The organism is Burkholderia sp. RF7-non_BP4 (genome assembly GCF_001521935.1).
Classification (GTDB): Bacteria; Pseudomonadota; Gammaproteobacteria; order Burkholderiales; family Burkholderiaceae; genus Burkholderia; species Burkholderia diffusa.
Window position 1 is genome coordinate 426,818 of sequence record NZ_LOTA01000010.1, and the last position, 21,485, is coordinate 448,302.

Annotated in this window: 20 protein-coding genes; 8 read left to right on the plus strand and 12 right to left on the minus strand. The window is 69.1% G+C overall.

The features are described from left to right. Window positions 1-51 precede the first annotated feature (51 nt). From WS49_RS05680 to pdxR, 8 genes are all read right to left on the minus strand, one after another. The gene (locus WS49_RS05680; protein WP_059525251.1) at window positions 52-1,530 is read right to left on the minus strand and encodes an efflux transporter outer membrane subunit; all 1,479 of its coding nucleotides are present in this window, start codon (window positions 1,528-1,530) and stop codon (window positions 52-54) included. Window positions 1,531-1,540: 10 nt separating this feature from the next. Continuing rightward, entirely contained in the window at window positions 1,541-2,695 is a 1,155-nt protein-coding gene (locus WS49_RS05685; protein ID WP_059525253.1) for an ABC transporter permease, read from the minus strand. Continuing rightward, entirely contained in the window at window positions 2,692-3,663 is a 972-nt protein-coding gene (locus tag WS49_RS05690; RefSeq protein WP_059525255.1) for an ABC transporter ATP-binding protein, read from the minus strand. The genes WS49_RS05685 and WS49_RS05690 overlap by 4 nt, the downstream gene beginning before the upstream one ends. Then, the gene (locus WS49_RS05695) at window positions 3,660-4,628 is read right to left on the minus strand and encodes an HlyD family secretion protein (protein ID WP_082725468.1); all 969 of its coding nucleotides are present in this window, start codon (window positions 4,626-4,628) and stop codon (window positions 3,660-3,662) included. Before WS49_RS05695 ends, WS49_RS05690 begins: the two co-directional genes overlap by 4 nt. Then, the gene (locus tag WS49_RS05700) at window positions 4,625-5,323 is read right to left on the minus strand and encodes a TetR/AcrR family transcriptional regulator (RefSeq protein ID WP_059525257.1); all 699 of its coding nucleotides are present in this window, start codon (window positions 5,321-5,323) and stop codon (window positions 4,625-4,627) included. Before WS49_RS05700 ends, WS49_RS05695 begins: the two co-directional genes overlap by 4 nt. 255 nt (window positions 5,324-5,578) lie before the next feature. Continuing rightward, the gene (locus WS49_RS05705; protein WP_059525259.1) at window positions 5,579-6,010 is read right to left on the minus strand and encodes a cupin domain-containing protein; all 432 of its coding nucleotides are present in this window, start codon (window positions 6,008-6,010) and stop codon (window positions 5,579-5,581) included. A 4-nt stretch (window positions 6,011-6,014) separates the two neighbouring features. Next, window positions 6,015-6,452 (minus strand): carboxymuconolactone decarboxylase family protein, encoded by a 438-nt coding sequence (locus WS49_RS05710; protein ID WP_059525262.1) that lies wholly within the window; start codon window positions 6,450-6,452, stop codon window positions 6,015-6,017. Between the two features lie 95 nt (window positions 6,453-6,547). After that, on the minus strand, window positions 6,548-8,029 hold the full coding sequence (pdxR, locus tag WS49_RS05715; RefSeq protein ID WP_059525264.1) for a MocR-like pyridoxine biosynthesis transcription factor PdxR: 1,482 nt from the start codon (window positions 8,027-8,029) through the stop codon (window positions 6,548-6,550). A gap of 161 nt (window positions 8,030-8,190) precedes the next feature. Here pdxR and WS49_RS05720 point away from each other — a divergent pair, with 161 nt between their 5' ends. Together WS49_RS05720 and WS49_RS05725 are read left to right on the plus strand one after the other, a co-directional pair. Further along, window positions 8,191-9,108 carry a LysR family transcriptional regulator gene (locus tag WS49_RS05720; RefSeq protein WP_059525266.1) on the plus strand — a complete coding sequence of 306 codons (918 nt, stop codon included), beginning with the start codon at window positions 8,191-8,193 and terminating at the stop codon, window positions 9,106-9,108. A gap of 146 nt (window positions 9,109-9,254) precedes the next feature. After that, window positions 9,255-10,004, plus strand: coding sequence for an SDR family oxidoreductase (locus WS49_RS05725; protein ID WP_059525268.1), 750 nt, complete (start codon window positions 9,255-9,257; stop codon window positions 10,002-10,004). A gap of 70 nt (window positions 10,005-10,074) precedes the next feature. Here the strand turns inward: WS49_RS05725 and WS49_RS05730 are convergent, their stop codons facing one another. After that, complete coding sequence (locus WS49_RS05730; protein WP_059525270.1) at window positions 10,075-11,733, minus strand: glycoside hydrolase family 32 protein; 1,659 nt, start codon at window positions 11,731-11,733, stop codon at window positions 10,075-10,077. A 166-nt stretch (window positions 11,734-11,899) separates the two neighbouring features. Next, window positions 11,900-13,486, minus strand: a complete 1,587-nt coding sequence (locus WS49_RS05735) for a glycoside hydrolase family 68 protein (protein WP_059525272.1) — start codon at window positions 13,484-13,486, stop codon at window positions 11,900-11,902. Window positions 13,487-13,654: 168 nt separating this feature from the next. Between WS49_RS05735 and WS49_RS05740 the strand changes: the two genes are divergently transcribed. The 5 genes from WS49_RS05740 (at window position 13,655) to WS49_RS05760 (ending at window position 18,863) form a co-directional block, all read left to right on the plus strand. Next, window positions 13,655-14,689, plus strand: coding sequence for a substrate-binding domain-containing protein (locus WS49_RS05740; RefSeq protein WP_059525274.1), 1,035 nt, complete (start codon window positions 13,655-13,657; stop codon window positions 14,687-14,689). A gap of 412 nt (window positions 14,690-15,101) precedes the next feature. Next, window positions 15,102-15,788: a type 1 glutamine amidotransferase domain-containing protein gene (locus tag WS49_RS05745; protein ID WP_059525276.1), complete on the plus strand. Its 687-nt coding sequence runs from the start codon at window positions 15,102-15,104 to the stop codon at window positions 15,786-15,788. 144 nt (window positions 15,789-15,932) lie between these two features. After that, entirely contained in the window at window positions 15,933-17,042 is a 1,110-nt protein-coding gene (locus WS49_RS05750; RefSeq protein ID WP_059525278.1) for an NADH:flavin oxidoreductase/NADH oxidase, read from the plus strand. A gap of 152 nt (window positions 17,043-17,194) precedes the next feature. Then, the gene (locus tag WS49_RS05755) at window positions 17,195-18,265 is read left to right on the plus strand and encodes an AI-2E family transporter (RefSeq protein WP_059525280.1); all 1,071 of its coding nucleotides are present in this window, start codon (window positions 17,195-17,197) and stop codon (window positions 18,263-18,265) included. A 223-nt stretch (window positions 18,266-18,488) separates the two neighbouring features. Further along, window positions 18,489-18,863 (plus strand): hypothetical protein, encoded by a 375-nt coding sequence (locus WS49_RS05760; RefSeq protein ID WP_059525704.1) that lies wholly within the window; start codon window positions 18,489-18,491, stop codon window positions 18,861-18,863. 39 nt (window positions 18,864-18,902) lie between these two features. Here WS49_RS05760 and WS49_RS05765 read toward each other — a convergent pair whose 3' ends face one another. Beyond that, on the minus strand, window positions 18,903-19,697 hold the full coding sequence (locus WS49_RS05765) for an SDR family NAD(P)-dependent oxidoreductase (RefSeq protein ID WP_059525282.1): 795 nt from the start codon (window positions 19,695-19,697) through the stop codon (window positions 18,903-18,905). Window positions 19,698-19,858: 161 nt separating this feature from the next. Between WS49_RS05765 and WS49_RS05770 the strand changes: the two genes are divergently transcribed. Beyond that, window positions 19,859-20,707: an AraC family transcriptional regulator gene (locus WS49_RS05770; RefSeq protein WP_059525284.1), complete on the plus strand. Its 849-nt coding sequence runs from the start codon at window positions 19,859-19,861 to the stop codon at window positions 20,705-20,707. 93 nt (window positions 20,708-20,800) lie between these two features. Here WS49_RS05770 and WS49_RS05775 read toward each other — a convergent pair whose 3' ends face one another. Continuing rightward, window positions 20,801-21,406: a LysE family translocator gene (locus tag WS49_RS05775; RefSeq protein ID WP_059525706.1), complete on the minus strand. Its 606-nt coding sequence runs from the start codon at window positions 21,404-21,406 to the stop codon at window positions 20,801-20,803. Window positions 21,407-21,485 lie beyond the last annotated feature (79 nt).

A 21,485-nucleotide genomic window follows, 5' to 3' on the forward strand; every position in this document is an offset into this window, starting at 1 on the left:
CGTCGTCGGCCGAGCAGCGTCCGACGGCGTATGCCCAAGCCGTCCCGATCGTCAGCGGCTCGAATCGTCCGACCAGTTCCCCGCCAGCGACTGAAACAGCGCCGCCGTATCGGCAAGCCGGTCGGCCTGCGCGCGTGTGCGGTCGAGCGCGGTCTGCAGTGCCTGCCGCTGCGCGTCGAGCAGCGCGAACGTGCTGATCCCGCCTGCCGCGTAACGGTCGCCGGCAATCGCGTTGCCTGCCGCCGCTTCCCGTGCGGCCGTGTCTCGCGCCTCCAGTTCCGCCGCATCGTGTTCGACCGCGCGCATCGCGTCGGCGACCTGCTGGAGCGCCAGCAGCACGGTTTCCCGATAGCTTGCGAACGCGGCGTCGTATGCGGCTTCGGCCGCGCGCTTTTTCGCGCGCAGTTCGCCACCGTGAAAGAGCGGCTGCGTCAGGCCGAGACCGACATTCCAGACATTGAGCCCGCTCACGATATCCGCGATGCGCGTGCGTTCCGAACCGATCCCCGCCGAAATCGAAAAACGCGGATACAGGTTCGCGGTCGCCACGCCGACGTTCGCGCTCGCCTGGTGCAGCACGGCCTCCGCCGCGCGGATGTCGGGCCGTTCGCGCGCGAGCGTCGACGGCAGCGCGACCGGCAGCGTGTGCGGCAGCGCGAGCGCATCGAGCGTGAGGTCGGGCAATGCGGCGTCGGACGGCGGCGCGCCCAGCAGGATCGCGAGCCGGTGGCCGGCCTGCGCGAAGCGGGCCGCGAGCGGCGGCAGCGAGGCCTGCGTCTGCGCGAGCAGCGTGCGCTGCGCATGCACGTCGGCCTGTGATACGCCGCCCGCCGCGAAGCGCGCTTCGACGATGCGCAACTGCCGCGCCTGCGCGTCGACGAGCTGACGTGTGAGCGCGATCTGCTGCGCGAGCGACGCGCGCAGGATCGCGGTCGCGACGACGTTGCCCGCGAGCGTCAGGCGCGCGGCGTCGAGCGTGTATGCCTGATAGTCGACCTGCGCGCGCAGCGCTTCGAGCGCGCGCCGGTTGCCGCCGAACACGTCGAGGACGTACGACACGCTCACCGACGCGTCGTACAGCGTGAATGGCCCCGGATTCGGCACGTTGGCGGGCAGCCCGAACGCGGCGACGTCGACCTTCTGGCGCGTGGCGGACAGGTTCGCGTCGACGCGCGGCAGCATCGTCGCGCCGGCTTGCGCCGCATGGTTCTGTCGCGCTTCGTCGAGCCGTGCGCGGGCCTCGGCGAGCGTCGGGCTGTTTTGCCACGCGGTATCGACGAGCCGGTTCAGCGGCGCCGAATCGAACCGCGTCCACCAGCGTTGCAGCGTGTGCGCGGCCAGCGCGAACGTCTGCGCGTCGCTGGCCGCCGCCGTCGCCGCGGGCGCTTCGTCGCGTGTGTAACGCTGCGTGGCCGGCGCGTCCGGCGTGTGGAAATCCGGCCCGACCGCGCATCCGGCGACGAGCAGCGCAACGGCCGCCAATGCGCTGCCGCGGGCGGAGTGGGAGGCGTGACGCGAAGCCGGTTTCATCGCGCGGCCCCTAGTCGAGCGTGCGCCGGTAGAAGCGCAGCGCGATGCCCATCACGACGAGCGTGAAGAGCGCGACCGGCCACACGGACGGCCACAGGTCGGCCCAGCCGTTGCCTTTGAGCAGGATGCCGCGCACGAGGCGGTTGAAGTAGGTGAGCGGCAGCAGGTTGCCGATGAATTGCGCCCACCGCGGCATCCCGGCGAACGGAAACATGAAGCCCGACAGCAGGATGTTCGGCAGGAAGTAGAACACCGCGAGCTGCATCGCCTGCAGCTGGTTCTGCGCGAGCGACGACAGCGTGATGCCGACCGTGAGGTTCGCCGCGATGAACAGCAGCGCGGACAGGTAGATCGCGAACACGCCGCCGACGAATGGCACGTCGAACACGTAGCGCGCGGCGGCGAGGATGATCGACACCTGGATCAGCCCGATGAACACGTACGGGACGATCTTGCCGGTCATCACCTCCAGCGGCCGCACGGGCGTCGCCAGCAGATTCTCCATCGTGCCGCGCTCGCGTTCGCGCGTGATCGCGAGGCCCGTCATCATCACCATCGTCATCGTCAGGATCACGCCCATCAGCCCCGGCACGACGTTGTACTGCGTGATGCCTTCGGGGTTGTACAGGCGGTGCAGCACCACGTCGAACGCGGCCGGGCGGCCGTTCAGGTGCGCGAGCGGGCCGGTCAGGTCCTTGTCGGCGAGGGGTTGCACGAGGCCCGGCAGCGCGCCGATCGCCGACGCGGTCGCGACGGGATCGGTCGCGTCCGCCTCGACGAGCAGCGCCGGGCGCTCGCCGCGCAGCAGCCGCTTCGAGAAATCGGCCGGCACGCTCAGCACGAACTGCACGTCGCCACGGGCAAGCGCATGCCGGCCGGCCGATTCGTCGGGCAGCGTCGCGACGATGTCGAAGTACGCGGAATTGCGCATCGCGGCGATGAAGCTGCGCGCGAACGGGCTCGAGTCGGCGACGATCACCGCGGTCGGCAGATGCTTCGGGTCGGTGTTGATCGCGAAGCCGAACAGCGCGAGCTGGATGATCGGCACGCCGACGATCATCGCGAACGTCACGCGGTCGCGGCGCAGCTGCAGGAATTCCTTCAGCACGATGCTCCACCAGCGCGCGACCGAGAACGATTCGCGCAGGCCCGTCCACGCGTTCATGTCGCCGCTCCGCCGGGCGGCCCGGACGCGCGGCCCATCATGTAGATGAAGACGTCTTCGAGCCCGGTGTCGATCGGCGCGACCTGCAGCGGTGCGCGACCGTCCGTCTGTGCGTCGGCCTGCGACGCGACCTGCGCGAGCGTTGCGTCGAGCAGCGCGCGATCGCGGCCGCTCACGTGCAGCGTCGAGCCGAACACGACCGTCTGGTCGACGCCCGGCATCGTGCGCAGGCGCGCGGACAGTTCGGCCAGATGCCCGCCGGTGACCGAGCGTGTCGACAGGTGCTGCGACGCGACGATTTCCTCGGACGTGCCCTGCGCGAGCAGTTCGCCGGATGCGATGTATGCGAGCTTGTGGCAGCGTTCGGCTTCGTCCATGTAGTGCGTGCTGACGAGTACCGAGATGCCTTGCGCGGCCAGCCGGTGCAGTTCTTCCCAGAAGTCGCGGCGCGCGGCCGGATCGACGCCGGCCGTCGGTTCGTCGAGCAGCAGCAGTTCCGGCTCGTGCAGCATGCACGCGGCGAGCGCGAGACGCTGCTTCCAGCCGCCCGACAGCGCGCCCGTGAGCTGGTCCGCGCGGCTCGCGAGGCCGAGCCCGTCGAGCGCGCGCGAGACGGCCGCCCGGCGATCGGGCATCCCGTACACGCGTGCGACGAAATCCAGGTTCTCGCGGATCGACAGGTCTTCCCAGTACGAGAAGCGCTGCGTCATGTAGCCGACACGCCGCTTGATCTGCGTGCTGTCGCGCACGATGTCGTAGCCAAGGCAGGTGCCGCTGCCCGAGTCGGGCGTGAGCAGGCCGCACATCATGCGGATCGACGTCGTCTTGCCGCTGCCGTTCGGCCCGAGAAAGCCGAAAATCTCGCCGCGCGCGACGCGCAACGACACGTCCTTCACGACGTGTTTGTCGCCGAAGCGTTTGTTCAGGCGGTCGACGTCGATCGCGTACGGAGCGGGGGGCGCGTTCATCGCATCCTCACGGCGACGGGCTGGCCCGGGTGCAGCTTCGGCGCGTCGGCGACGGCGGGGCGCGCTTCGACCATGAACACGAGCTTGGTCCGGCTCTCGTTGCTGTAGATCACGGGCGGCGTGTATTCGGCCTCGCGCGACACGTAGGTGACGTGCGCGGGGACGTCGGCGGGGCAGCCGTCGCAGCGGATCGCGACGGTGCGCCCCGGGGCGATCGATGCGAGGGCGGCTTCCGGCACGAAGAACCGCACCTTCAGGTTTTGCGGCGGCAGCATCTGCACGACCGGATTGCCGGCCTGCACCCATTCGCCGACGCGGTACAGCGTGTCGTACACGCGCCCGGCGGCGGGCGCGGCGACGCGCTTCTGGTCGAGCTTCCATTGTGCTTCGGTGACGGCCGCCTGCGCGGCATCGACCTGCGCGGCCTGGGCGGCCACCTGCTGCGCGCGTCCCGGCAGGCGCGCGACGTCGACCTGGTTCTGCAACTCGCGCACCTGCGCGGCGGTGGTCTGCGCGGACGTGCGCGAATCGTCGAGCTGCTGCTTCGACAGACCGCCGGCCGCGTACTGGCGCTCGTCGCGCGCGCGTTGCGCGGCGGCACGCGCGGCCTGTGCGGTGGCCTGCGCGAGCTGGGCCCGCGTGACCGCGACTTCCGGCGCACGCTTGCCGGTCTGCAGGTCGGCAAGTTGCGCGCGTGCGGCCGCGAGCTGATGCTGCGCCTGCAGCAATGCGGCCGTTTCGTTGACGGCTTCGAGCGAGAACACCGACATGCCGGCCGCGACGGCCTGGCCGCGTTCGACCGACAACTGCGTCAGCGTGCCCGCTTGCGACGACGACAGGTACACGAATTCGCCTTCGACATAGCCTTGATAAGTCGCCACGTCGTTCGCCGGCCGTCCGCAGCCGGCGAGCAGCGCGACGGCGGCGGCGGCCAGGGCGAGCGGCGGCGGGCGGGACACGTTCACGACGGCCTCCGGGGCGAATGTGCGCCGGCATCCGGCACGGCGGCGGGCGGCTGCAAGCCGGAACCGAGCAGCGCGCGGACGTGGCGATGCAGCACGTCGCGATCGACCGGCGGCAGGCCGCGCGCGCTTTGCCACAGCTTCGCGGTGGCGAGCGGCAGCATCACGAGCGCGATGATCGAATGGAACAGGAATGCGGGTTCGAGCGCGGGGTTCAGCGTGCCGGCCTGCTGCGCGGCGCGGATGCGCTCGGCAAAGCGGCCGACGTGCTCGAGCGGAATGCGCCGGATCATCCGCTCGCGCAGCAGGCCGCCTTCGTGGACGATCTCGCGCAGCCAGATCGACGGCAGCCAGGGCATGCGATGCGTGACGTCGAAGAACCGGTCGACGAGTTCGGCGACGAGCGCGAACGGATCGTTTTCGATCTGCGGGGCGGTTGGCCGCCACACGAACGCGATGACCTGCGCAAGCCGCTCCTCGACGATCGCGTCGAGCAGCTGCTCGCGATTCGTGAAGTAGTAATGGACCATCGCCGACGTGACGCCCGCGGCCGCGGCAATCTGCGCGACGGTCGTCGCCGCGATGCCGCGCTCGGCGAACAACTGCATCGCGACGTCGAGCATGTGGTCGCGCAGGTCGAAGTCGTCCACCGACGGGCGGCGCCCGCGCGGCCTGGCGACGGTGGATTTCGCGTTCATGCAGACGACGCTAATTGACGGGTTAGTTAATTTCAAGGAAGGGTTTTCGCCCGCGTTGATCGAGATCAGGCGTGCATCGAACGGCGGTGCGGACGAACGGGGCGGCGGCGTGACGACGGGGCGTATGCCAGTGGCGGAATGTAGGAAGCGGCTAATGGGGAAACCACGGGGAACCGGGGGGAGAAGCGCCCGAGGCTGGCGAGGACGCCGTGCGTCACGGGTGCGTGCCCGACACGGCACGCACCCCGAACGTCGTCACTGATCGATCGGCGACTTCAGCGGCTGGTGCTCGCCCGTCAGCCCGAACACGACGAGTTGCGCGGGCTCGGTCGCGCTCGCATTGCGCGACACCTGGTGGCGCGAACCGGGCGGCTCGTACCAGCCTTCGCCTGCGCGATAGCGGCGCACCGGGCCGTCGTTCACCTGCGACAGCACTTCGCCTTTCGACACGACCGCGAACACCGAGCCGAGGTGTTTGTGTGCTTCGGATGCCTGACCAGGCGCATAGTCGACGGTCGCGACGACGGCGAACTTGCCGGGCGCTTCGGGCACGGCCTGTTGCATGATCGCGCGCACGTTGTCGCCGGCGTCGTGCGCAATGGCGGCGGCCGGCAGCGCGGCGACGAGCGCGAGCGACGTGCACAGCATCGCGCGGCGGAGCGTGAAGCGGGAGCGCATGATCGTCATCTCCTTACTCGGGCATCTTGCGGAATGCGATCGCGAAGCGGTTCCACGTGTTGATCGTCGCGATCAGCATCGACAGTTCGAACAGCTCCGTGTCGTTGAAGTGCGGCTTCACGGCTTCCCAGACGGCATCCGGCACGTGGTTGTCGGCGATCAGCGTCAGCGCTTCGGTCCACTCCAGCGCCGCGCGTTCGCGCTCGGTGAAGAACGGCGTTTCGCGCCAGACGACGACCGCCGCCAGGCGGCGATCGGTCTCGCCGCCCTTGCGCGCATCGGTGGTGTGCATGTCGACGCAGAACGCACAGCCGTTGATCTGCGACGCGCGCAGCCGGACCAGTTCGGCGAGCGGCTTCTCGATCGAGCTTTTCGCGATGAATTCCTCGGCGTTGCGCATCACCTTGATGGCGTTCGGGCTGGCGGTATAGAAGTTCAGGCGCGGTTGCATGGCAGGTCCTTTTTCCGGTTGATGCGCACGGTGGCGCGACAGGACCCACTTTAAGCGTGGCACTGGCCTGCTTGAATGGCCAATTCCGGGAAAATTCAGGTAACCAGTGTCGCACCGCCGATGTTGCCCGAGTCCAGCAGCGCGGCCAGTTTCGCGAGCGCGGCGTCGATGCGCAGCGCGTCGATCCCGCCATAGCCGAACAGCAGCCCCGGGCGCGCCGCCGAGCCGACGTGGAACGCCGAGATCCCGTACAGGCCGATGTCGTGCTCGCGGGCGGCGCGGACCAGCGCGGTTTCGTCGAGCCCCGGTTTCAGGTGCGCGGCGAGGTGGATGCCGGCGGTCGGCACGATCGGGTCGAACCACGGCCCGAGGTTGCCGCGCAAATGCGCGAGCAGCATCTTGCGGCGCGCGTCGTAGTGCTTCTGCACGCGCCGCAGGTGTCGCGCGAAATCGCCTTCGTGCATGAAGCGCGCGAGCGCCGCCTGCGTGAGCGTGCAGGTATGCCAGTCGACGATCTGCTTCGCCTTGGCGAGCGCGCCGCGCAGCGCGCGTGGCGGAATCGCGTAGCCGATCCGCAGTTCGGGAAAGATCGTCTTCGAGAACGTGCCGACGTACGCGACGAGGCCCGTGCGGTCGAGGCTCTTCAGCGACTCCACCGGCCGGCCTTCGAAGCGGAATTCACCGTCGTAATCGTCCTCGATGATCACCGCGCGGCGTCGCTGCGCCCATTCGAGCAGCGCGACGCGCCGGTCCAGCGTCATCGGCATTCCGAGCGGGAACTGGTGCGATGGTGTCACGTAGACGAGGCGCGCGTCGTCGGGCAGCCGCTCGATGATGAGGCCGTGCGCATCGACCGGCACGCCGATCACCGTCGCGCCGAGCGACGCGAACGCCGCGCGCGCCGGCGGATAGCCGGGATTCTCGACCGCGACGACATCGCCCGGCCGCACGACCACGCGCGCGATCAGGTCGAGCGCCTGTTGCGCGCCTTGCGTGACGAGCACGTCGTCCCAGCCGCACGCGACCGCGCGGCTGAACGCGATGTAGCGCGCGATCGCGCCGCGCAACTGCGGATCGCCGGCCGGATCGTGGTACTGGCCGGGGCCGCGCGCCTGCTGGCGCAACGCGTGATGCAGGCAGCGGCGCCACGCGTCGAACGGGAACAGCGTCTTGTCGGTCACGCCGCCGCGGAAGTCGAACGCGGGCGTGTCCTGCGGCGCGGGCATCGCGAGCGCGTCGGGCAGTTCGTCCCACAGTGCGCGTGCGTCGACGGCATGGACGGGCCGTGCGGCCTCGACGAGCGACGGCGTCGAGTCTGCCGCGTGCGGCACCCGCGCGAGGCCGTCGGCGACGAACGTGCCGTCGCCCGCGCGCGTGTTCAGGAAGCCCTCGGCGACGAGACGCTCGAACGCGTCGAGCGTCGTCTTGCGCGACACGCCGAGCTGCCTGGCGAGGTCGCGCGTCGACGGCAGCCGGGCGCCGCCTTCGAGCCGCCCGTCGACGATCGCGGTGCGCAGCTGCCGAAAGATTTGCCCGGTGAGGTCGTGACGGCCTTCGATGCGGATCGCGATGTCCATCGCAGTGGTTACCTCGAATAAGGAAATTTGATGCCGATGAGCATACCGGAAGTTCACGGCCGGCCCGGCATCCGCCGAACGCAGCGGCACGGCGCCATTCGATTGGACCGCCGCCCGCCGGTGCCTTACGATCCATCACAATCCCCGACCGGAGTGCCCCCATGCTGTCCGAAGACGAACTCGCGCTGCTCGATGCGATCCGCGCCACCGGCAGCCTGTCGCGGGCGGCCGCGCGGCTCGGCAAGGCGCCGTCGACCATCTCGCACGCGGCGCGGCAGCTCGAAACGCGCTTCGACGCGCTGCTGTTCGACCGGCGCGGCTACCGGCTGCAGCTCACGCCGGCCGGCCAGTTGCTGACCGACGAGGCGTCGCGCCTCGCGCTGGACGTCGCGCGGCTCACGCAGCGCGTGCGGCAGGTCGCGAGCGGCTGGGAGGACCGGCTGTGGATCGTCAGCGACGAGGTGCTGGAGTTCGATACGCTGCTGCCGGTCGTCCGCGCATTCGATGCGCTCGATTCGGGCGTGTCGCTGCGCTTCACGCACGAAGTGCTCGGCGGCACCTGGGAAGCGCTGCGCGACGGTCGCGCGGATCTGGTCGTCGGCGCGACCAACGAGCCGCCGGCGATTCCGGGTTTCAAATGGTTCGAGCTCGGCGCGATGGAATGGGTGTTCGCCGTATCGCCGCGCCATCCGCTGGCCGCGGCAAGCGAGCGGCTGACCCGCGACGCGATTTGCGCGCATCGCGCGGTCGTCGTCGCCGATTCGTCGCGGCGGGCCGTCGGCCGCGCGTACGGGCTGCTCGGCGGGCAGGCGGTGCTCGCGGTGCCGTCGATGCGCGCCAAGATCCTCGCGCAGCGCGACGGGCTCGGCGTCGGCTGGGTGCCGCGCCGGCGGGTTGCTTCGCTGCTCGCGCGCGGCGAGCTCGTCGAGAAGGAAACGGCCGATCCGCGCGAGCCGAACGTGCTGTACGTCGCGTGGCGCGGCGACCGCGACGGCCGCGCGCTGCAATGGTGGCTGGAGCAACTGCGCGAACCGCGGCTCGCGCAGCGCCTGCTCGCCGGGATCGACGTGACGGGCTGAGTGCGTCAGCCGTGCAACGGACGGACAGGTCCCGACAAACACGTTCGAAGATTTCGAACGTGTCCGCCGCGCCGGTCGTACGGCAAGGGCGGGCGCCGAGCGCATCCTGTGTTCACGGTCAACTCACCGGATCACAGGAGAACATCATGCAACGCTTCGAAGGAAAAACGGTCCTCGTCACGGGCGGCAACAGCGGCATCGGCCTGGCGGCCGCACGGGCATTCGCGGCCGAAGGCGCGCGGGTCATCATCACCGGTCGCGACGAGCAGACGCTCGCCGCCGCGCGCGCGTCGCTCGGCGACGGCGCGCTCGCGATCCGCAACGAGGCCGGCAGCGTCGCGTCGGCGCGGGCGCTGGCGGACGCGATCGCGGCCTCCGGCGCGCGACTCGACGCCGTGTTCGTCAACGCCGGCGTCGCGAAACTCGCGCCGTTCGCGGATATCGACGAGGCGTTGTGGGACCTCGTGTTCGACACGAACGTGAAGGGCGCGTATTTCCAGATCCAGTCGCTCGTGCCGCTGCTGAACCGCGGCGCGTCGATCGTGATCAACGGCTCGATCAACGCGCATATCGGGATGCCGGGCTCGTCCTTGTACGCGGCGAGCAAGGCGGCCGTCAATTCGTTCGCGAAGACGTTGTCGACGGAGCTGCTGCCGCACGGCGTGCGGGTGAACGTGGTGAGCCCCGGCCCGGTCCAGACGCCGCTGTACGGCAAGCTCGGGCTCGACGCGGCCACGCTCGACGAGACGGCCGAGAAGATCAAGCGGCTCGTCCCGATCGGCCGGTTCGGCACGCCGGACGAAATCGCGTCGACGGTGCTGCATCTGAGCGCGCCGGAATCCGCGTTCATCGTCGGCGCGGAAATCATCGCGTCGGGCGGGATGGGCTTGCTTTGAGCGGATGACGGCGGGGCCGCACGACCCGACGCGACGTCGGGCGGCGCAGCCCCGCCGGGCGATCGCATCGCTAGCGCGATGTACAGGCGTCGCGAACCTCGTCGGCCCGATCGCGTCCGTGGAGTTGCGTCACCGTAAGCCCCGAGAACGTCGCGCTGCCGTGCTCGGCGAACACGGCGACGCGGTCCGCGTCGAGCGGCGGAAAGATCAGATCCGTCAGCGCGACGCGGCCGCCGTTCGCGAACACCTCGACCGACCCGCGATCGACGACGATTTCGAGCCGCAGTTGCCCATGATCGAGCGGCAGATCGACGATGTGCTCGCGGCTGAACGTGCCGGCGAAATCCGTCGAGCCGGCGCGCGAGCGGTCGAGCGTCAGCGTGCGCTTCGCCGTGTCGTACACGATCCGGGTGCCGATCGAGCCATCCGCCGATCCTCGCACGATCAGACCCGCGCGTGCCGCGTGCCGCGGCGCGATCGTCACCGTGATGCGCTGGACGACACCGCGCGTCGCGTCCGACAGCGCGCGGGTGGCGGACTCGACGTTCAGGTTGCCTTCGTGCACGGCGGGCCGCCCGTCGGCCCACGCATCGAACGCGGCGGCCGGCGTCACGACGAGCGTCGGTTCGCCGCCGATCGTCTTCAGCGCGAACTCGCGCGGCAACGTCGTCGCGCCGCGCCAGGGCGCCGTCGGCACTTTCGCCGCGTAATCCCAGTTGCTCATCCATGCGATCGCGACAGGCCGCGCGCCCGGGGCGCCGGAGAACGTGCCGGCGGCGTAAAAGTCGGCGCCGTGATCGACCCAGCGGAATCGCGCGGGATCGGAACCGGCCGGCGCGACGTGGTCGGGCGTGAACGTGCGACCGTCGAAGTCGCCGACGAAATACATCGCGCCGGAGCCGCCGGCGACCGACCACGGGTTGACGTTGACGATCATCACCCACTTGACGTGTCGCGAATCGTCGTCGACGGGCAGCGGCACGAGGTCGGGCATTTCCCACAGCACGCCCGCATGCGGCACGTCCGGCAGCGTGAAGTCGCTCAGGAACGACCAGTGAATCAGGTCGGCGGATCGATAGAGCTTCACGACCTGCGCGTCCGCGACGACGGTCGTCATCAGCCAGTAGCCGCCAGGCGCGTACCACGACACTTTCGGGTCGCGGAACTGCTTCGATTCGGGATCGAGCGTGAGCACGGGGTTGTGCGCGTAGGGCCGCCAGGTCGCGCCGTGGTCGAGGCTGTACGCGAGCGATTGCGCCTGCGTGCCCGGTGCGTGACCCGAGCCGTCCTTGTAGACGCTCGTGTAAAGCGCAACCAGCGGCGTCTCGCCCGGCGCGCCGAGGCCGGACGTGTTGTGCGTGTCGGCGACGATCGAGCCGGAGAAGATTTCCTCCGTCGCGTTCGCGCGCATCGCGACCGGCTGCTCGCGCCAGTGGACGAGGTCGGTGCTGGTCGCATGGCCCCACGACATGTTGCCCCAGTCGTGGCCGAGCGGGTTGTACTGATAGAACAGGTGATAGCGGCCGTTCTCGTAGACGAGGCCGTTCGGATCGTTCATCCAGTTGCGTTGCGGCGTGTAGTGCACGGCCGGCCGCCATTGCGGCGTGCCGTGCCCGGGCGGTGCGTCGCAGGGCGCGGCGGCGGCGGCGTGCGTGCAGGCCGCGCTTGCCGCACACGCGAGCAGCAGCCGGGTAATCAGGCGGGGAAAGCGAAGAAACGTCGATCTCATGCGGGGTTCCGTGCTTCGGCGCGCGAAGCGGGAAAGGAGGCGCATGCCGCTTGCGACGGCAGCATGCGCGATTCTGCGAAGGAGGGAGGCGGCACGCACGCGACACGCGCGATGTGCGCCGCCTCGACGCCGGCGGGCGATGCCCGCCGCGTCCGTAGCGGACCCGTTACGGACGGGTGCCGGGGCCGCCGTTGTGGTCGGCGCCCGTCGCCGGCAGGTTTGCCGAGATGTCGCCGTAACCGCCGAGGCCGCTACGTCCGTACGTGCGGTCGACCGCCGTCGACGTGCCGTTGATGTTCACTTTCACCGTCGGCGCGAGCGTGCCGCCGCGACGCGGGCCGATCGCATCGATGAACGACTCGACGAGCCCGCCCGGCATCACGTAGTGCGAATACGACTGGAATTCGCGCGGGTTCTGGTTCGGGTCCTGCGAATACGGCGCGCCGGCCGGTGCGGAGAAGTCGGTCGGGTTGCCGAGCACGAGGCCGCTGCCGCCGTTCAGCGGCAGGAAGTCGCTGCGGATGCCGTTGCCGACGAAGCCGTAGACGCCGTCCGGCCCGTCGACGCCCGCGGCCATCGTCGTGCGGTGGCTGATCGTGAACAGGTAGTACTTGCCGTCCTTCAGATAGATCTGCGGGCGCTCGGTCTGGTCGTCGACGCAGTTCGCCGACAGGATCGGCGGCAGGAACTTCCATTCGGTCAGTTGCGGGTTCGTCGCGACCGCCAGGCCGACGTTGGCCTTTTGATACACTGCGCCCGAGTTCATGACGGCGTTGAGGTCTTCCCGGTACGGATCGTTCGGCGCGTAGCCGAGGTCGGCCTCGGTGCAGGTCCGGGCGCCGCGCTGGCCGCCGGTGTTGCCTTCGAACACCATGTAGGTCTTGCCCGGGTGCGCGGGGTCGGTGAACACGAACGGATCGCGGAACGAGAAATACGTGTTCTGCTGGCCGCTCTGGTAGTAGTTGCCGTCCGGTTGCAGCAGCGCCTTGTGATCGTCGAAGCCGCTGAACCACACGTGCTTGTCGTCGGCATGGATGTGGCCGTCGGCGCGCGTGATGATCGCCTGCGGCGGCGTGATGTCCGCGCCGCCGGGGGCCGAACGGTTGAACGAGGTCGCGGTGTAGTAGAGGCTGACGTTGTCGCCCTGCGTGAGGCGCGCGGAGCCCGACCATTCGGCGTTGTTGGTCATCGGCGACGTGCCGAACACCTTGACGCTCGCGCCGTCCGGGAACAGGTGGCCGCCCCAGGTCCAGCCGCCGTTCGCGGGACGCTGCGACGCGGGAATCCCGGCACGGCGATAGAAGAAGCCGATGCGCGCATGGACGTGACGATCGTCGAACGTGTAGCCGGCGTGCGGATCGGCCGTGAGCGAGAAGATCACTTCCCAGCCCTTGTAGCTGAGCTGGTTCGCGCGCAGGTCGGCCAGCGGCCAGGTATCCCAGACCCACACGTTCGAGTTGATCAGCGGGAAATCCTGCGGGATGTCCGGCATCGTCAGCGACTGCGGCAGCGAGTTCTTGTCCGCGCCGGCCGTGTGCGACTGCGCGACGATCTGGCGGATGTCCGCGCGGGTCCAGCGCATCGTGAAGTTGCCTTCGGGATCGTAGGCCTGCTGCGTATGCGGCGTGGGCGTGGGGGCGCCGGTGCTTTGCGCGTGCGCGACGGATGACGCGGACGCGAAGGCGGCCAGTGCCGCGCCAGCGAACAGCAAACGTTTGGCCGCGGTCGCGCGGCAAAAAGGAAAGTAAGTCATGTCGGCATTGTTTCCGTTGACGGTGAAAAGGAACTGCTGAGGTGGCGTTGATATCCAAACCGGTTTGGATGCTATTTCAAACCGGTTTGGACGTCAAAAGATAAATATTTGACGGTAATAACTACCATTCGGAAATAATTGCCGCTGCACGCGGATTGAACGAATGGCATGCACAACGCGAGGAGCGACGTGAAGGTAAATCTGAAGGCGCTGTCGGATGCGCTCGGACTGTCGCGCACGACGGTCAGTCGGGCGCTGAACGGCTACGACGATGTGAGCGAGGCGACCCGCGAGCGCGTGATGAAGGCTGCGCGCGAACTCGGTTATGTCGCGGATCCGACCGCACGGCGGCTGGCGACGGGGCGTGCCGATGCGATCGGCATCGTGTATCCGTTCGGAGCCGGCGATCTGGGCGACCCGCGCTTCGGTGAAGTCGTTGCGGGCATCACCGAGCGGCTTGGCGAGCGCAATCTCGACTTCATCATCGCGGCCGCACGGCCGAACGCCGAACTCGACTCGTATCGCCGGCTCGTCGACGGCCGGCTCGTCGACGGGCTGATCGTCGCGCGCACGCTGGTCGACGACCCGCGCCTCGCGTACCTGCGCTCGAATGCGTTTCCGTATGTCGCGTATGGCCGTACGCAAACCGCCGAGCCTTACGCGTGGTTCGATTTCGACAACGAAGCGGGCGCGCGCGATGCGGTGCGGCGCCTGATCGGCTTCGGTCATCGGCGGATCGCGATGATCAGTGCGCCGCTGTCGCTGAATTTCGCGATGCAGCGCCGCGCCGGCTATCTCGCGGCGCTGCGCGAGGCCGGCATCGAACCCGATCCGGCGCTGCTGGTCGAGTGTCCGTTTACGCGCGACGGCGGCCAGCAGGGCGCGCAGGCGCTGCTCGCACAGGCCGAACGGCCGACTGCGCTGCTCGTCGACAACAACATTTCGGGGGGCGGCGCGTTCCGGGCGCTGGTCGACAGCGGCTTGCGCCTGGGGCGGGACATGTCGCTCATCGTCTATGACGGGGTGCCGCCGGAGGTCGCGTGTCCGCATCGGGTAACGGCCGTGGTGCAGCCGACCGGGCATGCGACCGGGCGTGCGCTGGCGGACCTGATGCTGGGCCTGCTCGCCGACGGCGTGCGCGGCCATCGGCTCGAGATGCCGATGATCGAGGCAGGCGATACGGACGGGCCGGTGCACGGCTAGCCGTTTCGGCGGCACGCCCCCGTGGGGCGCGATCGGCAACGCACGTTGCGGGGCGCGCTCCGGCGCAAAAGCCATGACGCCGGCAGGGCTGAATGCCAGGTTTCTAGACGACCGGTCTAATCCGGGGCTATCATCCAGCCTCATGAATGCGACGTCGTTCCTGCCAACGGACGCGAAGATGCCATATCGCGCTGCGATGCTGGTGGTGCAGGAGATGCCGTCTTTTTTTCGAGCCGATTCTAGACGACTGGTCTAATAGGCCCGATCAATATTTTTGGCACGGAGCCGGCACGTTGACGCGTGCCGGCGGCCTAACCGGCAGGCGCGCCGTCGTCGCCGGCACGCGGCGTGCGTCGCGTGGGCTGCCGCCGCGACGCGGCCCCGTTCCCCCATTTCGAAGGAGTGTCCGATCATGAAGATTCTGGTTGTCCTGACCTCGCACGACACGCTCGGCGACACCGGCAAGAAGACCGGCTTCTGGCTCGAGGAACTGGCCGCGCCGTACTACGCGTTCACGGATGCGGGTATCGAGCTGACGCTCGCATCGCCGAAGGGCGGCCAGCCGCCGCTCGACCCGAAAAGCAGCGATCCGGCCGCGCAGACCGACGCCACGCGCCGCTTCGACGCCGATCCGGCGGCCAAGGCCGCGCTCGCGGCCACGCGCAAGCTGGCCGACGTGTCGGTCGACGATTACGACGCGGTGTTCTATCCGGGCGGGCACGGCCCGCTGTGGGATCTCGCCGAGGACCTGCACTCGATCGGCCTGATCGAGCGCGCGCTGGCGGCGGGCAAGCCGGTCGCGGCCGTGTGCCACGCGCCGGGCGTGCTGCGCCACGTGAAGGATCCGAAGACCGGCGAATCGGTCGTGCGCGGCAAGCGTGCGACGGGTTTCACCAACAGCGAGGAAGCGGCCGTCGAGTTGACGGAAGTGGTGCCGTTCCTCGTCGAGGACATGCTGAAGACCAACGGCGCGCAGTTTGAGCGCAGCGCCGACTGGGCGCCGCATGTCGTCACCGACGGGTTGCTGATCACGGGGCAGAACCCCGCGTCGTCGGAACCTGCTGCCGAGGCGCTGCTCGCGAAGCTCGGCCGTCAGTAAGCCGGCGCGGTGCCGGCATGACCGGCACCTGGCCGTTTCCGTCGTCGGGCGCATCCGGCCCGGCGACGGCCCGAACCGTTCCGTCGTGCGCACCGCACGACGGCTCATCCAGTCGTTTCGTAGAACCAAGCAAAGGAGTGGTGGATGTCTGCCCTGTTCGAACCGTTCAAACTCAAGGATGTCACGCTGCGCAACCGCATCGCGGTGCCGCCGATGTGCCAGTACGTCGCCGAAGACGGTGTCGTCAACGACTGGCATCACGTGCATCTGGCCGGTATCGCGCGCGGCGGCGCGGGCCTCGTGATCGCGGAGGCGACGACCGTGTCGCCGGAAGGCCGCATCACACCGGGCTGCGCCGGGTTGTGGACCGATGCGCAGGCCGAGGCGTTCGCGCCGTCGGTCGCGGCGATCAAGGCGGCCGGCGCGGTGCCGGGCATCCAGATCGCGCATGCGGGCCGCAAGGCGAGCGCGAACCGTCCGTGGGAAGGCGACGACCACATCGCCGACGGCGATCCGCGCGGCTGGCAGACCATCGCACCGTCGGCCGTGCCGTTCGGCGCGCATTTGCCGAAGACGCCGCGCGCGATGACGCACGACGACATCGCACGCGTGCAGGCCGACTTCGTCGCGTCGGCGAAGCGTGCCCGCGACCTCGGCTTCGAATGGCTCGAACTGCACTTCGCGCACGGCTATCTCGGCCAGAGCTTCTTCTCCGTGCATTCGAACCGGCGCGACGACGAGTACGGCGGTTCCGCCGAAAACCGCGGCCGTTTCCTCGTCGACACGCTGAAGGCCGTCCGCCAGGTCTGGCCGGAGCATCTGCCGCTGACCGCGCGTCTCGGCGTGATCGAATACGACGGCCGCGATGAGGAAACGCTCGCCGAATCCATCGCGCTCACGCAGCGGATGAAGCAGGAAGGCCTCGACATGCTGAGCGTGTCGGTCGGCTTCTCGACGCCCGACGCGCGCATTCCGTGGGGCCCGGCGTTCCTCGCACCGATCGCGGAACGCGTGCGCCGCGAGGCCGGCTTGCCGGTGTCGTCCGCATGGGGGATCGACACGCCGCAACTGGCCGAGCGCGTCGTCGCCGAACAGCAGCTCGACCTCGTGATGGTCGGCCGCGCGCATCTGGCCGATCCGCACTGGCCGTACTACGCGGCCAAGCAGCTCGGCGTCGAGCGTCCGTCGTGGACGCTGCCTGCGCCGTACGCGCACTGGCTCGAACGCTATCGCGTCGCCGACAAGGTGGCTTGAGCGCGCGTCGCACCGCGCGACGTTCGCGCCATGCATTTGACAATGCTTGGCATCGCGTCCGCGTGCCGTGGCGGTATCGATGGATAGAATGGCGGTTCGCACCGGCCCTCGGGCCGCGCGAACCGCCATTTTTTCATTTCGACAGAGGTGCCATGCGCGCACATGTCTCGCCTTCCCAGGAATCCGCCGCGCGGCCGCGTGCCCAGCAGATCGCCCGCGCCGTGCTGTATGCGGCGCTGCTAGTGCTCGCGCTGTGGGTCATCCGCGATTTTCTTCCCGCCATCGCGTGGGCCTGCGTGATCGCGATCGCGTTGTGGCCGTTGCTGAAACGCTTCGAATCGGACAGCTGGTTTCGCGACCGGCCAACCCTGATCGCGACCGCGATCACCGCGGGCGTGTCGCTGCTGGTCGTGCTGCCGGTCGCCATCGCGCTGGGCCAGGCGATCTCGCAGGCGCATGACCTGCGCATCTGGCTGCACTCGATCCAGGACAACGGCATTCCGCTGCCGGACGTCGTCGGCCGGTTGCCGTACGGTGCCGCGCAGGTCACCGAGTGGTGGCAGGCCAATCTCGGTCATCCGCTGCACGCGGGCACCGCGATGCATGGCGCGAGCGGCGAGAAGTTCATCGCGTTCGGGCGGCAGTTCGGCACGAAGCTCGCGCATGCGCTGCTCGAATTCGGCTTCATGCTGGTCACGCTGTTCGTGATCATGCGCGCCGGGCACAAGTTGTCGGGTGCGTTGCTGCAGGGCGCGCGGCGTGCGTTCGGCCGCGGCGGCGCGCACCTGATCGAACGGATGGTCGCGGCCGTGTACGGCACGGTGACGGGGCTGGTCGTCGTCGGGCTGGGCGAGGGCGCCATTCTCGGCGTCGCGTATGCGCTCGCGGGGGTTCCGCACGCGGCGCTGCTCGGCCTCGTCACGGCCGTCGCCGCGATGCTGCCGTTCTGCGCGCCGATCGTGTTCTGCGGCGCGGCGCTCTGGCTGTTCGTGCAGGGTGCGACCGCGTGGGCCGTCGTGGTGCTGGCGCTCGGCTTCGTGGTCGTGTTCGTCGCCGAGCATTTCGTGCGGCCGGTGCTGATCGGCAGCTCGACCCGCCTGCCGTTCCTGCTCGTGCTGTTCGGCATCCTCGGCGGCGCCGAGACGTTCGGCCTGATCGGACTGTTCGTCGGCCCGGCGCTGATGACGGTGCTGACGATGCTGTGGGCCGAGTGGGTCGCGTGACGGCGAGGCTCGTTGTGCCGATCCGGGCCATCGGCGCAACGGCATCGACGCGTGTGCGAGCCCGCGCGGCGCCGTCACGGTTCGCGACGATCGGGCGCGCGCCGGGCCGCGCCGAGCGCGGCGTCGGACACAAGTCTCTACATTTCTTTTCGATCCGGACCCAAAGGTCTAGTAGCATGGGGCTTTCGATCACGCCGGCATGGCGCGGCAGATTTTTCCAAGCATGCGATTGATTCCGATGTCCCGTCCCGCAGCGACGCTGTCGCTGGCCGCCAGCTGCCTGATGCTGCACGGTTGCGCGTGGTTCGACTCGTGGCTGCCGTTCTCCTATTCGCGCACGCCGCTGGCGCGGGCCGCGTCGCGGCACGGCGCGACGCGCGCCGACGTTGTCCGCGCGGGCGGCAACCCGCGCAGCGTGTGGATGGTCCGTAACGGCAGCGGCGTCTGCTACAACTACTTCATCGAGCACGGCAACGATCACCGGGCGTACTTCGTCGTGTTCGACAAGGCCGGGGCCGTCACGCAATACGGCTTTGATACCTGCATGGACGCCGACCGCAAGGGCACGCTTCAGTCGGACAAGGCGGCTTCGCGATAGCGCGGCCGCCATGCGCCGCGCGCGCGTGTCACGCAGTCGTCACGCGATCGTGTCGACCACGCCGCCGTCGACGCGCAACGCCGCGCCCGTCGTCGCCGAGGACTGCGGCGAGCAGACGTACACGACCAGATTCGCGACTTCCTCCGTCGTTGCCGGCCGCTGGATGATCGAGCTCGCGCGCTCGCTGCGCACGAAATCCACTGCGACGTCGTCGATGCTGCGGCCCGTCGCGTCGGCCGTTTCCTTCAGCAACGCGCGCACGCCCTCCGACATCGTCGGCCCCGGCAGCACCGAATTGACGGTCACGTTGGTTCCGGCCGCGAGTTTCGCGAGGCCGCGCGCGATCGCGAGCTGCGCGGTTTTCGTGAACCCGTAGTGAATCATGTCGACCGGGATGTTCAGGCCCGATTCCGACGAAATGAATACGACGCGGCCCGTGTTGCGCGCGAGCATCCCCTTCAGGTAGTGCCGCGCGAGACGCACGCCGGACATCACGTTCATCTGGAAGTAATGGGCCCATTCGTCGTCGTCGATGTCGAAGAACGCCTTCAGCCCGTAGATGCCCGCGTTGTTCACGAGGATGTCGGCCTCCGGCGTGTGCTGCGTGACGCGCGCGACGCCGGCGGCATCGGACAGGTCGGCGGCGACGCCGTCGACGTCCGCGCCGGGGACCGCGCTGCGCAGCTGCGCGAGCGCGGCATCGACCGACTTGTCGCTGCGTCCGTTGACGACGACACGTGCGCCCGCCTGCGCGAGCCCTTCGGCGATCGCCAGCCCGATGCCGGCGGTGGAAGCGGTGACGACCGCGGTTTTGCCTGTCAGATCGATGTGCATGAATGTACCGGTTGGAAGAGGGAAACGGAACCCGCCGCGTCTGCCGCGGCGGCCGAAATCAAAGCTTAGGCGATCCGGCCGCGAAGCGTCGGTTCGCGGTTGCATCGCGTCGCGCAGTCTTGTACGGTGTGCGTTCGCCATCCGATCCGGGAGCCCGTCGCGTGAGCCGTTCCGCCACCCCCCTCGTCGTGCCATCGCCGTTCTGGCGCGACGCCGCGCTGCCGTTCATCGAGGCGCGCACCGTCGACGACGGCCGGACGATCTGCTACGCGAAGCACACGCACGACACGTTTTCGCTCGGCGCGATCGTCGGCGGCACGAGCACTTACCTGAACGGCGCGACGAAGGAACACGTCGGGCGCGGCGTGCTCGTGATCATCGATCCGGAGCAGGTGCATGCGTGCAATCCGTATGGCCCCGACGCGTGGGCGTACCGGATGGTCTATGTCGACGTGCCTTGGCTCGCGCGGCTGCAGCATGCGCTCGGACGCGACCCGAACAGCGATTTTCACGGCTTTTCGCCGAAGTTGACGGAGCGGCGCGACCTGTTCGCGCAGTTCGGCGGCTTTTACCGCACGCTCGTGGCACCCGGCGTCGATCCGCTCGGCAAGGAAAGTGCGGCCGTCGAATTCTTCACGCGGCTGCACGGCACGCTCGATCGCGAGCTGCCCGTCGACACGCGGCGCGGGACCGACAACGTGAAGCTCGCGCGCGCGGCCGACTACATCGCCGCGCATTGCCGTCAGGCCGTCACGCTCGATGCGATCTGCGCGGCCGCCGACCTGTCGCCGTCCTACCTGATCCGCGCGTTCAACGCCCGCTACGGGATGACGCCACATGCGTTCCTGGTCGACCGTCGCGTGCAGTACGGCCGCGCGGAACTGCGCCGCGGCCGGCCGATCGCCGAGGTCGCGCTCGATGCGGGCTTTGCGGACCAGGCGCATTTCCAGCGCGCGTTCCGGCGCATCGCGGCCGCCACGCCGGGCCAATATCGAAGCGCCGCGAACTGAGCGGGGGAAGGGCCGGCACGATGGCGGCGCCGCAGCGGCCGGCGACGGCTCGCTGCCCGCCGCCCGCAGCAACACCCGTTCGAAGCGACGCCGCTAGACGTCGAGCAGATAAAGCGCGCTGCCCGCGAGCAGCAGCGCCATCGCGCGGTTGAACAGCCGCATCCGCCGCGCGTTCGTGAGCCAGTGCCGCAGCGACGCACCCGCATACCCCCAGCACGAGATCGACGCGAAGCAGATCACCAGATACAGCGCCGCGAATTGCCACACCTGCGCGCGACCGCCATCGGCCGCATACGCGCCCATCGCGGCCACGCATGCAAGCCACGCCTTCGGATTCAGCCATTGCATCGCCGCGCCGGCCGCCGCCGACGGGCCGGCGACGTTTGGCGCGTCCGGATCGGCCGGATCGGTCGACAGCCGGCCGTCGTCGAGCGCCAGCCGCAGCGCGAGGTAAAGCAGGAACGCGATCCCCGACCATTGGGTGGCCGTGGTCAGCATTGGCCAGCGCGCGAGCGCCGCGTGCAGCCCGAGGCCGATCAGCAGAAACAGCGCGACGAAGCCGAGCGTCGCGCCGGCCGCATAGCGCAGGCTCGCGCCGAGGCCGTGGCGCGCGCCCGCGCCGAGCGCGACGATATTGACGGGACCGGGCGTGATCGACGACGCCAGCGCGAACGCGGCCATCGAAACCAGCATGCTCATCATGTGTCTCCATGCGAATGTGAAAGTCGCATCGAGACTAAAGAAGCCGCGCGTGTCCGTATTGAAGAAAACTGCCCTG